The following is an 18,989-nucleotide window of genomic DNA, read 5'->3' on the forward strand; positions in this document are numbered from 1 at the left end:
TGTGATGCGGCTATACCGAGACCGAGCTGTTGTGTTGCGCCAGCACAAGCTCGGCGAAGCCGACCGGATCGTCACCTTGCTTACTCGTGATCACGGGCTGGTCCGCGCGGTCGCCAAGGGCGTGCGCCGCACCCGCAGCAAATTCGGTGCCCGGCTGGAGCCGTTCGCGCACATCGACGTGCAACTGCATTCCGGCCGCAATCTCGACATCGTCACCCAGGTCGTCGCGATCGACGCGTTCGCCACCGACATCGTCAACGACTACGGCCGTTACACCTGTGGGTGCGCCATGCTGGAAACCGCCGAGCGGCTCGCCGGCGAGGAGCGGGCGCCCGCCCCCGCCCTGCACGGGCTCACGGTGAGCGCGTTGCGGGCGGTTGCCGACGGCCGCCGGTCCCGGGGCCTCCTCCTGGACGCCTACCTGCTGCGCGCGATGGGCATCGCCGGATGGGCGCCGGCGCTGGGCGAGTGCGCCCGGTGCGCCACGCCCGGCCCACACCGGGCGTTCCACGTCGGCGCCGGCGGCAGCGTCTGCGCACACTGCCGCCCGGCCGGTTCGACGACGCCGCCCCCGGGGGTGCTGGACCTGATGTCCGCGCTTCACGACGGCGATTGGGACTTCGCCGAAGAAACGCCGCAATCGCACCGCAACTACGTCAGCGGCCTGGTGGCCGCGCACCTGCAGTGGCATTTGGAGCGGCAGCTCAAGACGCTGCCGCTTGTGGAACGGACGTATCACGTCGATCGCACCATCGCCGAACAGCGCGCGGCGCTGATCGGGCAGGATATGGACTGTGGCTAAACTCTGGGCCGGCGGTTCGGATCGAAAGGCCGAGCCCCCCACGGTGTCAGCCGATTTCCCGCAGCTTCCCCCCGCGCCCGACGACTATCCGGTGTTTCCCGACAAGTCGACCTGGCCGGTCGTCTTTCCGGAGCTGCCGCCGTCCCGCGATGGGGGTCCGTGCCGGCCCCCGCAGCACATCTCCAAGGCGGCCCCGCCCAGAATCGAGGCCGCCCGACTGCCCAATCATGTGGCCATCGTGATGGACGGCAACGGCCGCTGGGCCACCCAACAGGGCCTGACCCGCACCGACGGCCACAAAGCGGGTGAGGCGGTAGTCATCGACATCGTTTGCGGTGCAATCGAACTCGGTATCAAATGGCTCAGCCTCTACGCCTTCTCCACGGAAAATTGGAAGCGCTCCCCCGAGGAGGTCCGCTTCCTGATGGGGTTCAACCGCGACGTGGTGCGGATGCGGCGGGTGAACCTGAAGACGATCGGGGTCAAGATCCGGTGGGTGGGTTCGCGACCTCGCCTGTGGCGCAGCGTGATCAACGAACTGGCGATCGCCGAAGACATGACCAAGGACAACGACGTCATCACCGTGAACTATTGCGTCAACTACGGTGGGCGCGCCGAAATCGCCGAGGCAACAAAGGAAATCGCGCGCCTGGCCGCCGCCGGCCGGCTGAACCCGGAACGCATCAGCGAGTCGACGGTGACACATCACCTGCAGCGGCCCGACATCCCCGACGTGGATCTGTTCCTGCGCACCTCGGGGGAACATCGGTCGAGCAATTTCATGCTGTGGCAGGCCGCGTATGCCGAGTACGTTTTTCAGGACAAGCTGTGGCCCGACTATGACCGCCGCGACCTATGGGCGGCGTGTGAGGAATACGCTTCTCGCAACCGCAGATTCGGGAGCGCATAATGCCATCGCTACAGGAACGGCTGGCCTCGATACTCGGCGACGTCCTTCCGCTCGAGGAGGAGCCCGACGGCGCGGTCACGGTGCGCCACGACGGCACCATCGCCTCGTTGCGGGTAGTGAACATCGCCGAGGGCCTCGACCTGGTGTCGCTCACCCAGATCCTGGCGTGGGATCTGTCGCTGACCAAGAAGGTCAGCGAGCAGATCGCCGCGCAGGCCCGGGACAGCAATTTCGGCAGCGTGACCCTGATCGAGAAGCTCAACGAGAAGGCCGTGCAACGTAATTCGGGCAAGGGCGCGGCGAAAACCGCCGATGTAATGCTGCGCTACAATTTCCCCGGCGGGGGCTTGACAGACGAAGCGCTAAGGACGCTGATCCTGTTGGTGCTGGACACCGGCGCCGGCATACGTCGGGCGCTGATGGCGTAATCGGCTATCGGCCGTCGCATTCCGAACAGGTACCGAAGATTTCGATGGTGTGGCTGACGTCTGAGAAGCCATGTTTGGCGGCCACTTCCGCCGCCCACTCCTCGACCTCGTGATCGCCCACCTCGATGGTGGCGCCGCAGCTGCGGCAGACCAGGTGGTGGTGATGGTGCTCGGAACACCTGCGGTAGACCGACTCGCCGGTATCGGTGCGCAGCGTGTCGATCATCCCGGCCGCGGCCATCGACTGCAGCGTGCGGTAAACGGTGGTCAGGCCGATGTTCTCGCCGCGGCGGCGCAGCTCGTCGTGCAGTTCTTGGGCGGAGCGGAACTCGTCGAGCGTCTCCAGGAGCGTGGAGATCGCCGCGCGCTGCCGGGTAGAGCGGACGCTGGTTCCGGTCATTGGCGCGGCTCCTCACTGGCGTGCGCGACGGCGTCCACCACGATGTGCGCCAGGTGATGATCGGCGAGCCGATACAGCACTTCGCGACCGGATCGCTCCCCGGTGACCACCCCGGCCGCCTTGAGAATCTTCAGATGCTGGCTGACCAGCGGCTGGGGCACGCCGAGCGCATCCACCAGCTCGTGCACGCAGCGATGGGACTCGCGCAATTGCAACACGATGGCGATTCGCACGGGCGCGGCCAGCGCGCGCAACAACTCACCGGCGGCGTCGAGGATGTCGCGCGGCGGCGGAACGGGGTAGGCGGCCAAACCACCGGCGCCAAGCGCGTCGGGGTCGTGGCCGACCACGCCCAGCTCCGCATCGCCGTCGTCGGCGGCCGGCATCGAGGCAGAAGGTGACGGGGACGTCATCATGGGAGCGGCATCACCTCGAGAAGTGCCAGGTAGTGGGAAAAGTATCCGCCATTGAATGTCGTTATCGGCTGCCATCCACTGTCACATGCATGATGACGCATGTCAAAGACCGCGGCGTCGATCGCTACCATGACTGATGCTCTGCGCACCGCGGTTGACCGCCGTGCGTGCCCGCCCGAACCCGGAAAGGGAGTGCACCGCCCCGTGGCGTCCGTCATCGACACCGTAGTGAACCTGGCCAAACGGCGCGGCTTCGTCTTTCCCTCCGGGGAGATCTACGGCGGCACCCGGTCGGCATGGGATTACGGCCCGCTGGGGGTGGAGTTCAAAGAGAACATCAAGCGGCAGTGGTGGCGTTCGGTGGTCAGCGGTCGCGACGACGTCGTCGGCCTGGATTCATCGATCATCTTGCCGCGGCAAGTGTGGGTGGCCTCCGGCCACGTCGAAGTGTTCCACGACCCGCTGGTCGAGTCGTTGATCACCCACAAGCGCTATCGCGCCGACCATCTCATCGAGGCCTACGAAGCCAAACACGGGCACCCGCCGCCCAACGGCCTTGCCGACATCCGCGACCCGGAGACCGGCGAGCCGGGCCAGTGGACAGAGCCGCGCGAGTTCAACATGATGCTCAAGACCTACCTGGGTCCGATCGAGACCGAGGAGGGCCTGCACTATCTGCGCCCGGAGACCGCGCAGGGCATCTTCGTCAACTTCGCCAACGTGGTGACGACTGCCCGCAAGAAGCCGCCTTTCGGTATCGGTCAGATCGGCAAGAGCTTCCGCAACGAGATCACCCCGGGCAACTTCATTTTCCGAACCCGCGAGTTCGAACAAATGGAAATGGAATTCTTCGTCGAGCCATCGACCGCGAAGGAATGGCATCAGTACTGGATTGACACCCGGCTGCAATGGTATGTCGAGCTGGGCATCGACCCGGAGAACTTGCGGTTATTTGAACATCCGGCCGACAAGCTGTCGCACTACTCCGATCGCACCGTCGATATCGAGTACAAGTTCGGTTTCGCCGGTAATCCGTGGGGCGAGTTGGAAGGCGTTGCCAACCGCACCGATTTCGACTTGTCGACGCATGCAAAGCATTCCGGCGTCGACCTGTCGTTCTACGACCAGGTCACCGACACCCGGTACACCCCTTATGTCATCGAGCCGGCCGCCGGCCTGACGCGGTCGTTCATGGCGTTCTTGATCGACGCGTACGTGGAGGACGAAGCCCCGAATGCCAAGGGCAAGATGGAGAAACGCACGGTGCTGCGCCTCGACCCACGCCTGTCTCCGGTCAAGGCCGCGGTGCTTCCGCTGTCCCGGCACGCCGACTTGAGTCCCAAAGCGCGAGACTTAGCCGCCGAGCTACGCAAATTCTGGAATATCGACTTCGACGACGCCGGCGCGATCGGGCGCCGTTATCGGCGTCAGGACGAGATTGGCACACCGTTCTGCGTGACGGTGGATTTCGACTCACTCGAGGACAACGCCGTGACCGTGCGCCGGCGTGATGACATGTCCCAGGAACGGGTCGCGATCAATGCCGTCTCCGAGTATTTGGCGGTGCGCCTCAAGGGCTGTTAGTCGCCTTCCCCTCGTGTCGTCTTTCAGATTTCTGTCCGGCACAACTGGTGGTCGCGCCCGCGTGGCGATGCGTCGTCACCGGCGCCGGGTGTTGCGAAATAAGGTTGGGTAAGATTCGGCCTTTCCCGCATGGGTGCCTTAAGATCCCCTTCTGGGGCAAAAGTAGGTGGCTAATGGCCGCGGGTGGACGTCGAACCGCCCACGACAGTAGCCGTTGACTCGGTCGGTTGGGGTTTGCGATTGATTCCCGCGTTTGTGTTCTTCCCTCCTGAGATCAACTCGGCCTTGATATTTGGCGGCCCGGGGTCCGGACCCCTGTTCGAGGCGGCCTCGGCGTGGGATGGGTTGGCGGCCGAGCTGTCGTCCTCGGCATCGTCTTTCAACACCGTGGTTTCGGATCTGGCCAGCGGTCCCTGGCGGGGGCCGTCGTCGACGTCGATGACCGCGGCCGCGGCCCCTTACGTGGAATGGCTGCTCCTTGCTGCGGCGCAGGCAGAGGTGGCGGCATGGCAGGCCCGGATGGCGGCCCTGGCTTACGAGGGGGCTCTGGTGGCGACCGTGCCGCTGCCGGAGGTGCTGGCGAATCGGGCCCGACTGCTCGTCTTGATAGCGACGAACTTTTTGGGCGTGAACACTGCGGCGATCGCACAGACCGAGCTCGAGTACATCGAGATGTGGGCGCAGGATGTGGCCGCGATGTTGGGCTATCAGGCCGGGGCGCAATCGATGGCCCAGGCATTGCCGAATTTCAGCGCGCCGCCCGCGGCCCTCGGGGGTGACGCGCCGTCCGCGGATGTGGCGGATCTGGCCGGATTGGTGACCGCACCCCTGAGTTTCGCGTCGCCGTTTCTTCAGAGCTTGTCCTCGTTGGGCACCGCGTTCGCCACTCAGCTGCAGTCGGTGTTTTCGGCGCTCTCGCCGGCCGTCTCGTCGTTGACGTCGCTGCTGTCGTCGACGCCGGTGGCCGCATTGACGACTACCGCGCAGGCCGGAGCGTACCCGGCAACCGCGTTGATGACGCCCATGGTGACGCTCGCCCAAAGTGCCGGCCCGGCGGCGACACCCGCGTCGGCGCCGTCGCTGGCACCAGCGTTGGTCGGTGCCGCCAGCGCGCCTCCCAACGCGCCGCATAGCGCGGGTAGCGCGCTGACCGACCTGCAGCCGCTGACCGGTGGGGGGCTGGGCGCCCTCGGCGTTGCGACGGCCGGGCTGGGTAGCGCGCGGTTCGTCGGGTCGATGTCTGTGCCCGCCGCGTGGCAAGGATCGATGCCGGCTTACATCGCCGCACCCGCGATGTCGGGTGCGGGCTCTGCGGCGCCGGTTGCAGCGGCGGCAACCGGGTCGGGCAATGGCGCGCCGATGGCGGCGATGCCGGTGGACGAGAAGCGACCCGAGGGCGAGGACCGCGCGACCAGGGCGCAGGTGGTGAGATCTCGTCCCAAAGTAGTTCCGCGCAACCGGCGCGGATAGCGCGACGGTGCTGCTGTTGCACGCGTGCATATTGTGCAAATCGGCCAGAATTAATACTTTCGGGATTTGTCGATATGGATGGGAACAAGCGTTCTATCGCCATGCGGAATTCATCTGATGCGCCTGGTAAAACTCGCCGCCGCTCTACTCGTTCACCGGAAGAGCCGGACGAGAACCGACTACCGCGACGCGACAAACAACCTCGTCCCGTCATCGAAGTGAACCTCGATAACACCCCTAAATTATTGTGCATAAACAGATTTCGAATCAGCGTCCTGTCGCACAAGGCTTCGAACCAACCGCCGGGCGATCGGTATCCTCCTTGCGAGTGACGGCGCTGGGCGGCTGTGGTCGCGGCGCCGGCGACGGGGTCGCGCACCGTTGAGGATGTGCTCGACAAAAATAGAATCAACAAATTCCGCTCATTTTCTTCAGTTTGTCTTACGATGTGAACCGGTGGGTGTGAATTCGATTCGCCACAGCGCCCGAACGCTCTAGTCGGCTGTGGAAGGGGGCAGGGGTGCTTTTGCCGCTCGGTTCGCCGTTGCCGGATGACACGGTGTCGGCAGTTCGAGGTGAGTCCGGCGTGCTCGGCGGCCTGTCGGTCCCACTCAAGTGGGGCGTGGTCGTGCCGCCAGATGACTATGACCACTGGGCGCCGAAGCCGGAAGTCAGCGCCGAAGGTCCCGAAGAGATGCCCGACGATGCCGACCCACCGTCGGCTACAGATGGTGCGCGTAGCGGATGGGAAAACGACACCAGGCGGCGTGCCCCTGGCGTGATACCACACTCCCCGGCCGCCGGCTGAGGGCCCGAAGCCGCCGGCGTCAGGCACTGTTCAGAATCGACCGCCGCCACCCATGAAACCGCCGCCGGACCCACTTGGGCTGCCGCCGAACGACGTCGGGCTCCAGCCGCCGAATCCGCCCCGCATGCCGCCACCGAGGACATTGCCGATGATGATCCCGCCGAGCATCGCACCCATGTCGCTGCCGCCGCGGCCCATGTAAGCCCGCTGGGCCAGTTGCACGTCGTCATTGGCCAGGGATTGCGCCGTGGCAGCCAGCGTCGACGCCGCATTGGCGTGGGCGATCGCCTCGGTCGGCAGTGTCGATCGTTTGTCCTGCGCGGCCTGCAGATGCCGCTTGGCTTCGGCCAGCCGGGTGCGTGCGTCGGGACCGATGCTGCCCCGACGCGTGTCGACGTAGTCCGACACCGCACGCACCCGCGACCGCGCGGTGAACAACGCCTGCTCTAATGACCGGTTCAGCTGTTCGGCGGCGGCCTGCTCCTCGGCTAGCGTGGCCAATACTCCGTTGAGATTCGCGTCCGCCTTGGTCAGCTGTCCGAACTCGCCCAAAGGATCGTCGGAAGCACCGGCTCGTGCGCTTTCGACGGCCCTGATGGCCGCGTCGCGCGCCGCGACCAGCTCACTGGCGTGCGCAGTTTTGACGTTCGATGCCTTCTGCAGCAGGTCGTCTGCGCGTGTGATGTCGTTCTGGATGTCGTTCATCGCCGACGGCAGCCGGTCGATCGCGTGCTGAATGTCGCCTGCCGCGTGGTCGACCGCGTCGAGCAACGCGCGTGCTTGGCCCAGCGCTGATTCGGCGGCCCGCACGGCGTCGACCAGACGGGATTGTTGTCCGCTGACGGCGTGGGCGGCAAGCTCACGGGCAGTGCCGATGTTGCGGTCGGCGAACGCCAGCCGCTCCGTGGCGGTCGTGACATTGCCGGACACCGAAGTCAGCGCGCCAGCGCTGAAGTCCTTGTGCAGTGCGGCAAGTCGTTGTTCGGCCGGCCCTGTGCGGGTGGTGAGTTCGACGTACTGCTGCGTCAGCGAGTCCAGGCGGGTGGGGGCGTTGATCACCAAATCGCGCAACTTCTCGAATGCCTCGGTTTGTGACTCCAGTTCGCGGTCGGCGCGCGCCGCCGAGACGATCACCCGGGTGAGCAGGTCGCGGCGCTGCGCCGGTGTTTCGGGGATCGCGTCGTCGAGCTGCTGCCGGATTGTAAATGCTTGGGACAGAGCCGCTTTGGCGTTCGTCACTGCTTGTATGAATGGCTGGGTGCGGTCTTCACCGAATTCTGCGACCGCCAGATCCAATTCGTTGGCGCTGGTGCGTATCGCATTGTCGACGTCCACCACCAAGGCGCGGGAGAGGTCATCGAGTGCCTGGGGCGGCACCTCGGCCAGCGCGCCGGCGTCGGTGGGATCGACACGGCGTGCCGCGGCCAGCGCCGCGGCGCGGCGGCGCCTGCCGCGATAGCGCATGACCAGCAACAAGACTGCCAGCGCGACGAGGATGCCGGCCAATACGACGAGCAGCGCCACCCGGCCCGACGAGCCCGGCGAGGTGTCCAGGCCGTTGGCCGCCGCCACCGCGGCGCCGCTCCAATCGCCGTTGTGCAGGGCGGGCTCGATCCCGTTGCGCCGCAACTTGTCGACCTGGTTCGCGTTGACGCTCTTGATCGTGGACGGCACCAGGAAGGCGTACTGACGACTGATGGTGCCGACGGCCAGCAGCGCGTCGTAGTCGCCCAGGTCGCTGCTGCGCACGGTGCGTTGTGCCCATCCGGCCGCGGGTTGCCCGGAGAAGTCGTCGACGTAGACCACCCACAGCCGGATGTGGCGGTCGGTGTACAGCCGGTTCAGGGCGGCCTTCACCGCGCTGCGCCCGGAATCCGACAGTGCCCCCGCGTTGTCAGTGATGTAGTCGGCCAACCGGAATGGTGGCTGCGCGCGGGCGGGCGCCGCCAGCACCAACCCACTGCCGAAGCCGACGGTGAGGATCGTCGCGATCAGCGCGATCAGGCGAGCGAAGCGCATAGGGCCAATCTAGCCCCGCGACGACGCAGGCCAGTAGGCGTGATGAGGAGGGGGACCGTTGGGCAAAGGCCCGCGGTGACATACGTCAGGGGGCCCGCGTCGAGGCGGACTTCGGCAGCCAATCCCTGGCAGACTGTGCGTCGGTGACCGGGAATCAGCATGACCCATACGACGACTTCGACCGTCAGCGACGGGTGGCCGAAGCGCCGAAGACTGCGGGCCTGCCGGGTACCGAGGGCCAGCACCGTACCGACTTCGCCCGCGATCGGGCGCGGGTTCTGCACAGCGCCGCGTTGCGCCGGCTGGCCGACAAGACCCAGGTGGTCGGGCCCCGAGAGGGTGACACGCCGCGCACCCGGCTGACGCACTCGCTCGAGGTGGCCCAAATTGGGCGGGGGATGGCCATCGGGTTGGGCTGCGATCTCGACCTGGTCGAGTTGGCGGGACTGGCCCACGATATCGGCCACCCCCCCTACGGCCACAACGGTGAGAGCGCGCTCGATGAGGTCGCAAAAGAATACGGCGGCTTCGAGGGCAATGCCCAGAACTTTCGAATCCTGACCAGCCTCGAGCCCAAAGTTCTTGATGCGCAAGGCAATAGCGCGGGGCTGAATCTGACTCGCGCGTCGCTGGACGCGGTCACCAAGTATCCGTGGCCCCGCGGCAACGGGCAGCGAAAGTTCGGGTACTACGACGAAGACCGCGAGCCGGCCGCCTGGGTTCGGGCGGGTGCTCCGGAGGGCCGGATGTGCCTGGAAGCGCAGGTGATGGATTGGGCCGACGATGTGGCGTATTCCGTGCACGACGTCGAGGACGGTGTGGTGTCGCAACGCATCGACCTGCGGGTGCTCGCCGATGATGACGAGGTCGCCGCTTTGGCCGAGCTGGGCGAGACCGAATCTTCCCGGGTGCGTGCCGACGACCTCATGGCGGCCGCGCGGCGGCTCTCCGCGCTGCCGGTGGTCGCGTCCGTCGGCAAGTACGACGCCACGCTCGCGGCTTCGGTCGCGCTGAAGCGGTTGACCAGTGAGCTGGTCGGCAGGTTCGCCGCGGCCGCCATTGCCTCCACGCGCGCCGCGGCCGGTCCCGGACCGCTGGTGCGTTACCGGGCCGAGTTGCAAGTTCCCGACCTGGTGCGTGCCGAGGTCGCCTTGCTGAAAATCCTGGCGCTGCAATTCATCATGTCCGATCCGCGGCATCAGAAAACCCAAGCCGGACAGCGTGAACGCATCCATCGGGTGGCGCACTGGCTGTATGCCGGGGCCCCCCGAACGCTCGACCCGATATTTGCTGCGGCCTTCACCACCGCTGCCGACGACGCCGGCCGGTGGCGGGTCATCGTCGATCAGATCGCGTCGTATACCGAGGACCGGCTCGAACGCATCGACATCCGCCAGGTGCGGCCGTAGTCGCCGGTGGGCATCAAGTCGTCCCGTCCGGGGATCAGCGGAGCCGCCGCGAGCTAGGCTCCCCGACATGAAGAAATTCAGCGGCTCGCCCTTCGTGGTCTCCTTCTTGATGGGACTTCCCATCGTCGCCATGACTGCCTGCAGTTCACCGCAGCATGCGAGCATCCAACCGGGCACCACGCCTCCGGTGAAAAGCGGCGCTCCGACGTCGTCCAGTGAGACGACCACCCCGGCACCCGCTGGCGGCTCGCTCAGTGCGGAACTCAAGACGCCCGATGGTCGCTCGGCGGCCACCGCCACCTTCGACTTCACCGGCGGCTATGTGACCGTCACCGTGAAGACGGCGGCGCCGGGCATCCTGACGCCCGGCATCCACGGCCTGCACGTCCACGAGATCGGCAAGTGCGAGCCGAACTCGGTGGCTCCGACCGGCGGTGCACCCGGAAACTTCCTGTCCGCCGGCGGTCATTACCAGGCCCCGGGCCACACCGGTAAGCCGGAAAGCGGCGATCTGACGTCGCTCGAGGTCCGCCAGGACGGCTCGGCATATCTGGTCACCACCACCGATTCGTTCAATCGGGACGATCTGCTGGCGGGCAACAAGACCGCGCTGATGCTGCACGGCGCCCAGGACAGCGAGAACGCGATGGATCGGGTCGCCTGCGGTGTCATCGGTACCGGCTAGCTTCCGCCGTCGCGCCTTAGACTGAGCCGATGTCAAGCCCGGCAGGTTCACGCGCGGAGGGCGATGGCCGTGCCCGGGGACGCGGCCGGATTCCCGACCGCGACATCGCGGCCATCCGCGAACGGGTGCGCATCGACGAAGTCATCGGCGATTACGTCCAATTGCGGCGCGCCGGCGCCGATTCACTCAAGGGCCTGTGTCCGTTCCACGACGAGAAGTCGCCGTCGTTTCACGTCCGCCCCAACCACGGCCACTTTCACTGCTTCGGCTGTGGTGAGGGCGGCGACGTGTACGCGTTCATCCAGAAGATCGAACACGTCAGCTTCGTCGAGGCGGTCGAACTACTCGCCGACCGGATCGGCCACACCATCAATTACTCCGGCCCGGCGACCAGCGTGCAGCGCGACCGCGGTAGTCGCAGCCGGCTCGTCGCGGCCAACGCGGCCGCGGCGGAGTTCTATGCGGCGGCGCTGGAATCCGCCGAGGCAGCACCGGCGCGGCAGTACCTGACCGAGCGGAACTTCGACGCCGAGGCGGCCCGTCGCTTCGGTTGCGGATTCGCACCGTCGGGCTGGGATTCTCTGACAAAGCACTTGGTGCGCAAGGGTTTCGAGTTCAAAGAGCTGGAAGCGGCCGGCCTGTCGCGGCAGGGGCGTCGCGGACCGATGGACCGCTTCCATCGCCGGTTGTTGTGGCCGATCCGTAGTTCGTCCGGCGAGGTGATCGGTTTCGGTGCCCGGCGGCTGTTCGACGACGATCCGATGGAAGCCAAGTACATCAACACGCCGGAGACGGTGCTGTACAAGAAGTCGAACGTGATGTTCGGCATCGACTTGGCCAAACGCGACATCGCCAAGGGACACCAGGCCGTCGTCGTCGAGGGCTATACCGACGTGATGGCGATGCATCTGAGCGGGGTCACCACCGCGGTCGCCTCGTGTGGCACCGCGTTCGGCGACGAGCATCTGTCGATGCTGCGCCGACTGATGATGGACGACAGCTTCTTTCGCGGCGAACTGATCTATGTCTTCGACGGCGACGCGGCCGGGCGGGCCGCCGCGCTCAAGGCCTTCGGCGGCGAGCAGAACCTGGCCGGGCAGTCGTTTGTGGCCGTCGCGCCCGACGGCATGGATCCCTGCGACCTGCGGCTTAAATCCGGCGACGGCGCCCTGCGCGATCTGGTGGCGCGGCGAACGCCGCTATTCGAATTCGCGATCCGCTCGGCGCTCGCCGAGATGGATCTGGACAGCGCCGAGGGCCGGGTTGCCGCCTTGCGCCGCTGCGTGCCGATGGTGAGCCAGATCAAGGACCCGACCCTGCGCGACGAGTACGCCCGTCAGCTCGCGGGGTGGGTCGGCTGGGACGACGTCGCGCAGGTCATCGACCGGGTGCGCAGGCAGGCCAAAACCACCAACATCCAGGCCCGCGGCGGTTCTGGCCACCCAAAGGCTTCCCGCCGCGCGGCCGAGCGGCCGCCGGACGCAGCCCAGGCCGCCGCCAGCCGCCCGGACCCACGTGACCCCACCCTGTGGCCACAACGGGAGGCGCTCAAGGCGGCCTTGCAGTACCCGGCGTTCGCGGGGCCGGTGTTCGACACGCTGACCGTCGAAAGCTTCACCCATCCCGGGTACGCGGCCATCCGCGCGGCGATCGAGACCGCGGGCGGTACGTCCAGCGGGGTCACGGGCGGGCAGTGGATCGAGGCGGTGCGCGATCAGGCCTCCTCGCCCCTGACGGCCGGCCTCGCCAGCGAGTTGGGTGTGGAGGCCATCCAGGTCGACGAGGAGAAGCTGCCGCGCTACATCGGCGGTGTGCTGGCCCGGCTGCAAGAGGTGTGGATGGGTCGGCAGATCGCGGAAGTGAAGTCGAAATTGCAGCGCATGTCGCCGATCGACCAGGGCGACGAGTACCACGCCCTATTCGGGGACCTGGTGGCGATGGAGTCCTACCGCCGCAGTCTGTTGGAGCAGGCTAGCGGCGGCGATTAGACGGCGCCAGCGCGTCGGCCGAGCCCTCGACGTCGCGTTCCATGATGGCCGTCTGGTCGTCGATCTCCTTCAGCGTGACGAAACCGGCGTCGGGGGAGATCCGATTAGCGACCTTGCGGCGTCCCCCTTCGATCATTGACTTGGCCACCGGACTGCTGGTCAGCGCGCGATAGGTGCCGACGAGCTGCTCGTACCGGCGACGGCCGCCCTTCGAGCCCAGCACGTAACCCAGCCCAAGCACCACGACATACCGGATCAAAACGTTCCTCCCGACGATCGATGGCTTCCATCCTGCCTCACCGGCGGGCGACCCGCTGCGCCGCGCTTGCGATCGGGGCGGTCCACGCTAGTTGGGTGCGGTCGTGCCAGTACGCTAGAGTCGTCCCGCGATCGGGTTAGTCCCCTGTAGCTCAATTGGCAGAGCATTCGGCTGTTAACCGAAGGGTTCCTGGTTCGAGTCCAGGCGGGGGAGCATTTCTCAGCCGACGGCGGCCTGAGGTGCCGTCCGCCCCGGAGCGGGCAACAAGCCCAGATGCTCGCGCAACGTGTGGCCCCGGTATTCGGTGCGAAAGCTACCCCGCTCCTGCAGCAGCGGGACCACCTTGGCGACGAATTCGTCGAGGCCGTGCGGCGTCAGGTGGGGCACCAGGATGAAGCCGTCGCAAGCATCCGACTGCACATAGCGATCGATCTCTTCGGCCACCTGCGCCGGAGTCCCGACGAACTGCTGGCGGCTTGTCACTTCGATGATCAGCTCGCGGATCGACAGGCGCTCGGCTTCGGCTCGGGCGCGCCAGGTTTCGGCGACCTTCCGGGGGTCGCCGTGCCGGACTCGCCCTCGGGTGATGCTGGGGTTCTCCACGGGCTCGACGTCGGGCAGGGGCCCATCGGGGTCGTAGGCCGAAAGGTCCACGCCCCACACCTGTTCGAGGAACGCGATCGCGGTCGGACCGCTGACCTGCTGCTCGCGGATATGGCGGGCGTTTTCCGCCGCTTCGGCAGGGGTGTCGCCCAGCGCGAACGTTGCGCCGGGCAGCACCTTGAGCTGGTTGGGGTCCCGCCCGTAGGCCGCGGCACGGCTCTTCACGTCGGCGTAGTAGCGCTGGCCCGCCTCGAGCGACCCGTGCAGCGTGAACAGGGCGTCGGCGTGCTTGGCGCCGAAGTCGCGACCGTCGTCGGAGTCACCGGCCTGCAGTAGCACCGTTTGGCCTTGCGGTCCGGCGGGCAGCGAGGCCACCCCGCGGACACGGAATTGCGGCCCGTCGTGATCGATGCTGTCGATGAGGGCCGGATCGGCATAGACCCCGGCGTCGACGTCGGCGACCACGGCCTCGGGAGTCCAGCTGTCCCAGAACTGCCGGGCCACGGTGATGAATTCCTCGGCCCTGCGGTAGCGGTTGGCATGGGCGAGAAACCCGCCGCGGCGGAAGTTCTCCCCGGTGAACGCATCGGAGGAGGTGACCATGTTCCACGCCGACCGCCCGTCGGACAGATGGTCCAACGTCGCGAATTGCCTTGCCACCTCGTAGGGTTCGTTGAACGTGGTGTTGATGGTGCCGGCGAGGCCGAGGTTGTCGGTGACCGCGGCGAGCCCGGCGAGCACTGTGAAGGTGTCCGGCCTGCCGACGACGTCGAGGTCGTGAATCTTGCCGCGATGCTCACGCAGTCGCAGGCCCTCGGCGAGGAAGAAGAAGTCGAACAGCCCTCGTTCGGCTGACTTGGCCAGGTGCACAAACGATTCGAACTCGATCTGGCTGCCCGCGCTCGGATCGGACCACACCGTGGTGTTGTTCACCCCGGGGAAATGCGCACCCAAATGAATCTGTTTGCGATGATCTGCTTCTCGAACGATCATCCTGTCAATCCCCATCGTTTGGCGATCAGCTCGTGGGAGCGCAGCCGGTCTACATGCCGGTGGGTCACTGAGGTGATCACCAGTTCGTCGGCATCGGTGGCGCGGCGCAGCAGCTCGAGCCGGTCGGCGACCTCGTCCGGGTTGCCGACGAATTGTGTTGCAGTGCGGTCGGTTACCAACGCCTGCTCGTCCTCGGTCAAGGGCTGACAAAAGTCGGGATCCGGGTAGGGCATGGCGCCCTGGCCGCTGCGGATGGAATGCACCCACCGACCGTAACCGGACGCGAGGTGGCGTGCGGTGGCGCTGTCCTCGGCGACCACGACGTCGGCCGACACCACCACGTACGGCTCGGATAACCGGGCGGAGGGGCGGAATGCGTTGCGGTACGTGGTGATCGCATCGATCGCGGTGCCCGGGGTGATGTGGTAGCTTGCGACGAACGGGAGTCCACGCGCACCGGCCACTTCCGCGCTCTGGCCCTTGGTGCTGCCGAAGATCCACGGCGTCAACTGGGCATGCTCGCCCGGGACGACATGCAGCTCATGGCCATTGACGGTGTAGGTGCCGTCCAGCATCGCTTCGATGTCGGCCAGCTGTTCGGCGAAGTCCGGCGGTTGCGCGCACGGTTGGGCGAGGACCGAAGCCTGAGTCCGGATCCGGTCGGTTTTCATCAGCGGCACCTGATCGAATGGCGTAGGGATGACAATGCCGGCTACCTCACGCCACGGGGTGGGCGCACGTTCGGATGCGGCCGGAGACGACGCGGCCGCCTCCTGGCGCCGCTGCCCGGATCGGCCCAACCCCATGTCGATGCGACCCGGATAGAGCGCGTCGAGGATGCCGAAGCTTTCCACCACCGCAATCGCCGTCGTGTGGCCGACCTGTACCGCCGCCGACCCGACGTGAATTCGTTCTGTGGCCGCGGCGATTTGGCCGATCACGGTCACCGGTGACGAGCTGGCCACCGCGACGAAGTGGTGCTCGGCGAGCCAGTAGCGCCGGTAGCCCCAGCGCTCGGCGTGCTGGGCCAGGTCGATGCTGTTGCGCAAAGCCGTGGCGGCGTCGCTGCCGGCGCTGATGGGCGACAGGTCGAGGATCGACAGGGGAGTGACGGTCATGACGGCACCGTCGCGTAGCGGTTCGGTGCCGGCGCCAGACCCAGGCGTTCGCGCAGTGTCTCGCCGTCGCGGTAACCGGTGCGGAATCGGCCGGCGTGCTGCAATCGCGGGACCAGGTCATCGACGATGGCGGGCAGGTCGATGGCGTTGATCGCGGGCCGTAGCCGCACGCCGTCGACCCCGGCGTCCTGCCACGCGAGCAGGTGCTCTGCCAGATCGCTTGTGCTGCCGATGAATACGTGCGCATCGGACGAGAGGGCCGCCGCGGGTGCCAACGGATCGTCGGCCAGCGACACCACCAGGTCCGCGTAGATCAGGAGCTCTCGGCCCGCTGCGCGCTGCGCGCCGCCGACCTCGTCCAGGATCGTATGCAGCGAGCCCTCATCGTGCGGGGTGATGAAGACCAGGTCGGCGCTGGTGGCGGCGAAATCGTAGACCCTTGGAGCGTGCGCCAGCGCGGTCACCACCGGCTGGCCTTGGGGTGGCCGCGGGGTGATCGACGGCCCCTTGACCGAGAAGTACTTTCCGGCGAAGTCGATGTAGTGCAGCTTGTCGCGGTCGATGTAGCGACCGGTCGCGACGTCACGGATGACGGCGTCGTCCTCCCAGCTGTCCCAGAGGCGGCGCACCACCTCGACGGCGTCGGCCGCTTCGTCGAACAGTGCGTCGCCGTCGGGGGCGGTTCGCCTGCCGAACAGCGCGGCTTCGTGCGCCGTCGGGCTTACCCGAATCTGCCAGCCGGCCCGGCCATTTGAGATGTGGTCGAGTGTCGCAATCGCTTTCGAGACGTGGAACGGCTCGGTGTGCGTGACCGTCGCAACGGGAATCAAGCCGATATGTCGGGTGGCCGGCGCGATGCGGGCGGCCACCAGCGTGGCATCGGCGCGTCCCGCCAGGCGCCGCGGGGAGATGTCGGCCCGGGGCCCGGGTTGTGCGTCCAGGCTGTCGTCGATGGTAAGGAAATCCAGCAGCCCACGCTCGGCGGTGGCGGCCAGCGCGGCCCAATAGCGACCGCTGAGTTGGCCGCCACCGGTCGCGTTGTGCGCGAACGCGTATCGCCACGCCTGGGGGTGCCAACCGTAGCCATCCAGCCCCACCGCCAGGTGCAGCTCGGTCATGGGCGCTCCTCGAGAGTGGCGTCGTCACGCAGCGTGGTCATAACTCACTGTGCAACGCTGCGGGCGACGATGCATTCCAAGGCCGCGTTATGTTCAGCGTGAGTAATACTTCGCCGAGCTCAAGCCCGCCAAACGCGGCGATCACCGTTCGGTGCGGGCTGGCGAATACCGCCGATCAGACTGTGTTGAGCTGAGCTCCACAATCTTTCAGATGGAGAAATCCTCGCCGTGCCAGACACCGGCTTCGGGCGGCCTGATGACGTGATTGGTTTGGGAGCCGTCCGCTTGGGCTTCGAGTCGGGTCACGCGAGTCAGCAGCGATTGCAGGCTGACGCCGACGAGGTCCGGCATCATCGAGTCGTCCGGACTGCCCGGACGGCTGCGGCTGATGACCTGCCCGGGCACCCCGATGACCACCGAGCTCGACGGAACTTCCTTGACCACCACGGCGTTGGCACCGATGCGGCTGTCGTCGCCGACTTTGATCGCGCCCAAAATCTTCGCTCCGGCGCCGATGATCACCCGATCGCCGATGGTGGGGTGTCGTTTTCCGGTGTCCCTGCCGCTGCCGCCGAGGGTGACGCCGTGGTAGATGGTAACGTCCTCGCCCACCTCGGCGGTCTCACCGATCACCACACCGGTCGCGTGGTCGATGAAAAGACCGGGGCCCAAAACGGCTCCGGGATGGATCTCGACGCCGGTCAGAATGCGGGTGATTTCGGCGGTGATACGCGCGGCCAGCTTTGCGCCGCGCTGCCATAGCCGGTGGTTGATGCGGTGGCACCAGATGGCATGCACGCCCGGGTAGGCGAAGATCACCTGCAGCGTGGTCGGAGCGGCCGGATCGCGCTCCCTGGCCGCTCGTATGTCCCGTCGTATGGCTTCGAGCACGGCTAATCTGCCAGGTCGGCGAACAACGGCGTGCTGAGGTACCGCTCGCCGAAGTCGGGTAGCACCACGACGACGAGCTTTCCAGCGTTCTCGGGCCGGCGGGCGACCTGCAGCGCGGCAACCACCGCCGCCCCCGAGGAGATACCGACCAACAGCCCCTCTTCGGCGGCCAGCCGCCGGGCCAGGCTCATCGACTCCTCGTTGCCGACGGTGATCACCTCGTCGACCAGATCCATCGCGAGCACGGGCGGGACGAACCCGGCGCCCAAGCCCTGGATGGGGTGCGGGCCTTTCTGCCCTCCGGACAACACCGGCGACCCGGCCGGCTCCACGGCCACGAATTGTGCTGAAGGCTTGCGCTCCTTGATCACCTGCGCCACACCGGTGATGGTGCCGCCGGTGCCCACACCGGCGACGAAGATATCGACCTTGCCGTCGGTGTCGCGCCACACTTCCTCCGCGGTGGTGGCGCGGTGAATCGCGGGATTCGCCTTGTTCTCGAATTGCTGTGGCACAAAATACCGTTGGTCGCTTTTGGCGAGTTCCTCGGCCTTGGCGATGGCGCCCGGCATGCCCTCAGCGCCTGGTGTCAAAACAATCTCTGCGCCCAAGGCGCGCAACAACATTCGTCGCTCGACACTCATGGTCTCGGGCATGGTCAGCACGCAGCGGTAGCCACGGGCCGCGGCCACCAGCGCCAGGGCGATGCCGGTGTTGCCGCTCGTCGGCTCGAGGATGATCGTGTCCGGTTTGATCAGACCCGCCTGCTCGGCAGCGTCGATCATCGCGACCCCGATGCGGTCCTTGACACTATTGCCTGGGTTGAAGAATTCCAGCTTGGCGACGACGTCGGCGACCGCACCCTCGGTGACCCGGTTGAGCCGGACCAGCGGGGTGTTTCCGATCAATTCCGTGACGTTCTCCGCGATGCTCATCTACCTATTGTCTCCAACGACGTAGGACCAGGCCTCGGCCTGCCAGCTAATATCGAACTCTATGTTCATCTCGGCGGGGATGGCTAGCGCCACCGGGTGAGAGCGTTACGACGCTCTACTCAGCGCCACCCGGTGAGCACGCGTCCAGGCAGT

At 66.6% G+C, this 18,989-nt stretch carries 17 protein-coding genes, 1 tRNA gene and 1 pseudogene; 10 read left to right on the forward strand and 9 right to left on the reverse strand.

Features of this window, described 5'->3' with window-relative positions; genetic code table 11:
- Window positions 1-4 precede the first annotated feature (4 nt).
- The 3 genes from recO to A5753_RS02690 are packed head-to-tail and all read left to right on the forward strand — an operon-like array spanning window position 5 to window position 2,140.
- Window positions 5-802 (forward strand): DNA repair protein RecO, encoded by a 798-nt coding sequence (recO, locus tag A5753_RS02680; protein WP_067123081.1) that lies wholly within the window; start codon window positions 5-7, stop codon window positions 800-802.
- Window positions 803-845: 43 nt separating this feature from the next.
- Window positions 846-1,712 (forward strand): decaprenyl diphosphate synthase, encoded by an 867-nt coding sequence (locus tag A5753_RS02685; RefSeq protein WP_067123150.1) that lies wholly within the window; start codon window positions 846-848, stop codon window positions 1,710-1,712.
- A complete protein-coding gene (locus A5753_RS02690; RefSeq protein WP_067123085.1) occupies window positions 1,712-2,140 on the forward strand; it encodes a hypothetical protein in 429 nt (142 codons plus the stop codon). Before A5753_RS02685 ends, A5753_RS02690 begins: the two co-directional genes overlap by 1 nt.
- Before the next feature lie 4 nt (window positions 2,141-2,144).
- Here A5753_RS02690 and A5753_RS02695 read toward each other — a convergent pair whose 3' ends face one another.
- Both A5753_RS02695 and A5753_RS02700 read right to left on the reverse strand, forming a co-directional pair.
- Window positions 2,145-2,540 (reverse strand): Fur family transcriptional regulator, encoded by a 396-nt coding sequence (locus tag A5753_RS02695; RefSeq protein ID WP_067123087.1) that lies wholly within the window; start codon window positions 2,538-2,540, stop codon window positions 2,145-2,147.
- On the reverse strand, window positions 2,537-2,956 hold the full coding sequence (locus tag A5753_RS02700) for a helix-turn-helix transcriptional regulator (protein ID WP_156655901.1): 420 nt from the start codon (window positions 2,954-2,956) through the stop codon (window positions 2,537-2,539). Before A5753_RS02700 ends, A5753_RS02695 begins: the two co-directional genes overlap by 4 nt.
- Before the next feature lie 192 nt (window positions 2,957-3,148).
- Between A5753_RS02700 and A5753_RS02705 the strand changes: the two genes are divergently transcribed.
- The 3 genes and pseudogenes from A5753_RS02705 to A5753_RS24695 all read left to right on the forward strand — a co-directional run.
- Window positions 3,149-4,540 carry a glycine--tRNA ligase gene (locus tag A5753_RS02705; protein WP_067123153.1) on the forward strand — a complete coding sequence of 464 codons (1,392 nt, stop codon included), beginning with the start codon at window positions 3,149-3,151 and terminating at the stop codon, window positions 4,538-4,540.
- A gap of 240 nt (window positions 4,541-4,780) precedes the next feature.
- Complete coding sequence (locus tag A5753_RS02710) at window positions 4,781-6,010, forward strand: PPE family protein (protein ID WP_067123155.1); 1,230 nt, start codon at window positions 4,781-4,783, stop codon at window positions 6,008-6,010.
- A 520-nt stretch (window positions 6,011-6,530) separates the two neighbouring features.
- Window positions 6,531-6,690, forward strand: a pseudogene (locus A5753_RS24695) (hypothetical protein); the annotation flags it as partial.
- 158 nt (window positions 6,691-6,848) lie between these two features.
- Here the strand turns inward: A5753_RS24695 and A5753_RS02715 are convergent.
- On the reverse strand, window positions 6,849-8,837 hold the full coding sequence (locus tag A5753_RS02715; RefSeq protein ID WP_067123093.1) for a TPM domain-containing protein: 1,989 nt from the start codon (window positions 8,835-8,837) through the stop codon (window positions 6,849-6,851).
- Window positions 8,838-8,980: 143 nt separating this feature from the next.
- Between A5753_RS02715 and A5753_RS02720 the strand changes: the two genes are divergently transcribed.
- From A5753_RS02720 to dnaG, 3 genes are all read left to right on the forward strand, one after another.
- A complete protein-coding gene (locus A5753_RS02720) occupies window positions 8,981-10,246 on the forward strand; it encodes a deoxyguanosinetriphosphate triphosphohydrolase (RefSeq protein ID WP_067123096.1) in 1,266 nt (421 codons plus the stop codon).
- Between the two features lie 67 nt (window positions 10,247-10,313).
- Window positions 10,314-10,931 carry a superoxide dismutase family protein gene (locus A5753_RS02725; RefSeq protein ID WP_067123098.1) on the forward strand — a complete coding sequence of 206 codons (618 nt, stop codon included), beginning with the start codon at window positions 10,314-10,316 and terminating at the stop codon, window positions 10,929-10,931.
- 29 nt (window positions 10,932-10,960) lie between these two features.
- Entirely contained in the window at window positions 10,961-12,919 is a 1,959-nt protein-coding gene (dnaG, locus tag A5753_RS02730; protein ID WP_067123100.1) for a DNA primase, read from the forward strand.
- On the opposite strand, the gene A5753_RS02735 is transcribed toward dnaG, so the two are convergent.
- On the reverse strand, window positions 12,903-13,178 hold the full coding sequence (locus tag A5753_RS02735; protein ID WP_067123103.1) for a hypothetical protein: 276 nt from the start codon (window positions 13,176-13,178) through the stop codon (window positions 12,903-12,905). The genes dnaG and A5753_RS02735 overlap by 17 nt on opposite strands.
- Before the next feature lie 140 nt (window positions 13,179-13,318).
- On the opposite strand from A5753_RS02735, the gene A5753_RS02740 reads away from it, so the two are divergent.
- Window positions 13,319-13,391 (forward strand) — tRNA-Asn (locus A5753_RS02740).
- A 6-nt stretch (window positions 13,392-13,397) separates the two neighbouring features.
- Here the strand turns inward: A5753_RS02740 and A5753_RS02745 are convergent.
- From A5753_RS02745 to cysK, 5 genes are all read right to left on the reverse strand, one after another.
- The gene (locus tag A5753_RS02745; protein WP_067123108.1) at window positions 13,398-14,774 is read right to left on the reverse strand and encodes an NtaA/DmoA family FMN-dependent monooxygenase; all 1,377 of its coding nucleotides are present in this window, start codon (window positions 14,772-14,774) and stop codon (window positions 13,398-13,400) included.
- On the reverse strand, window positions 14,771-15,892 hold the full coding sequence (locus tag A5753_RS02750; protein ID WP_067123111.1) for an LLM class flavin-dependent oxidoreductase: 1,122 nt from the start codon (window positions 15,890-15,892) through the stop codon (window positions 14,771-14,773). The genes A5753_RS02745 and A5753_RS02750 overlap by 4 nt, the downstream gene beginning before the upstream one ends.
- A complete protein-coding gene (locus A5753_RS02755; protein ID WP_067123114.1) occupies window positions 15,889-17,010 on the reverse strand; it encodes an LLM class flavin-dependent oxidoreductase in 1,122 nt (373 codons plus the stop codon). Before A5753_RS02755 ends, A5753_RS02750 begins: the two co-directional genes overlap by 4 nt.
- Before the next feature lie 207 nt (window positions 17,011-17,217).
- On the reverse strand, window positions 17,218-17,901 hold the full coding sequence (cysE, locus tag A5753_RS02760; RefSeq protein WP_067123117.1) for a serine O-acetyltransferase: 684 nt from the start codon (window positions 17,899-17,901) through the stop codon (window positions 17,218-17,220).
- Window positions 17,902-17,903: 2 nt separating this feature from the next.
- Window positions 17,904-18,836, reverse strand: a complete 933-nt coding sequence (cysK, locus tag A5753_RS02765) for a cysteine synthase A (RefSeq protein ID WP_067123120.1) — start codon at window positions 18,834-18,836, stop codon at window positions 17,904-17,906.
- Between the last annotated feature and the right edge of the window lie 153 nt (window positions 18,837-18,989).

The sequence above is a fragment of the Mycobacterium sp. 852002-51971_SCH5477799-a genome (assembly GCF_001667145.1).
Classification (GTDB): domain Bacteria; phylum Actinomycetota; class Actinomycetes; order Mycobacteriales; family Mycobacteriaceae; genus Mycobacterium.

Bases quoted from the DNA above. Each gene is read 5' to 3' on its own strand.
- A5753_RS02715 (WP_067123093.1), bottom strand. From the start codon at position 8,837: ATGCGCTTCGCTCGCCTGATCGCGCTGATCGCGACGATCCTCACCGTC.
- A5753_RS02745 (WP_067123108.1), bottom strand. From the start codon at position 14,774: ATGATCGTTCGAGAAGCAGATCATCGCAAACAGATTCATTTGGGTGCG.
- A5753_RS02755 (WP_067123114.1), bottom strand. From the start codon at position 17,010: ATGACCGAGCTGCACCTGGCGGTGGGGCTGGATGGCTACGGTTGGCAC.
- dnaG (WP_067123100.1), top strand. From the start codon at position 10,961: ATGTCAAGCCCGGCAGGTTCACGCGCGGAGGGCGATGGCCGTGCCCGG.
- cysK (WP_067123120.1), bottom strand. From the start codon at position 18,836: ATGAGCATCGCGGAGAACGTCACGGAATTGATCGGAAACACCCCGCTG.
- A5753_RS02750 (WP_067123111.1), bottom strand. From the start codon at position 15,892: ATGACCGTCACTCCCCTGTCGATCCTCGACCTGTCGCCCATCAGCGCC.
- A5753_RS02725 (WP_067123098.1), top strand. From the start codon at position 10,314: ATGAAGAAATTCAGCGGCTCGCCCTTCGTGGTCTCCTTCTTGATGGGA.
- A5753_RS02695 (WP_067123087.1), bottom strand. From the start codon at position 2,540: ATGACCGGAACCAGCGTCCGCTCTACCCGGCAGCGCGCGGCGATCTCC.
- A5753_RS02700 (WP_156655901.1), bottom strand. From the start codon at position 2,956: ATGATGACGTCCCCGTCACCTTCTGCCTCGATGCCGGCCGCCGACGAC.
- recO (WP_067123081.1), top strand. From the start codon at position 5: ATGCGGCTATACCGAGACCGAGCTGTTGTGTTGCGCCAGCACAAGCTC.
- A5753_RS02690 (WP_067123085.1), top strand. From the start codon at position 1,712: ATGCCATCGCTACAGGAACGGCTGGCCTCGATACTCGGCGACGTCCTT.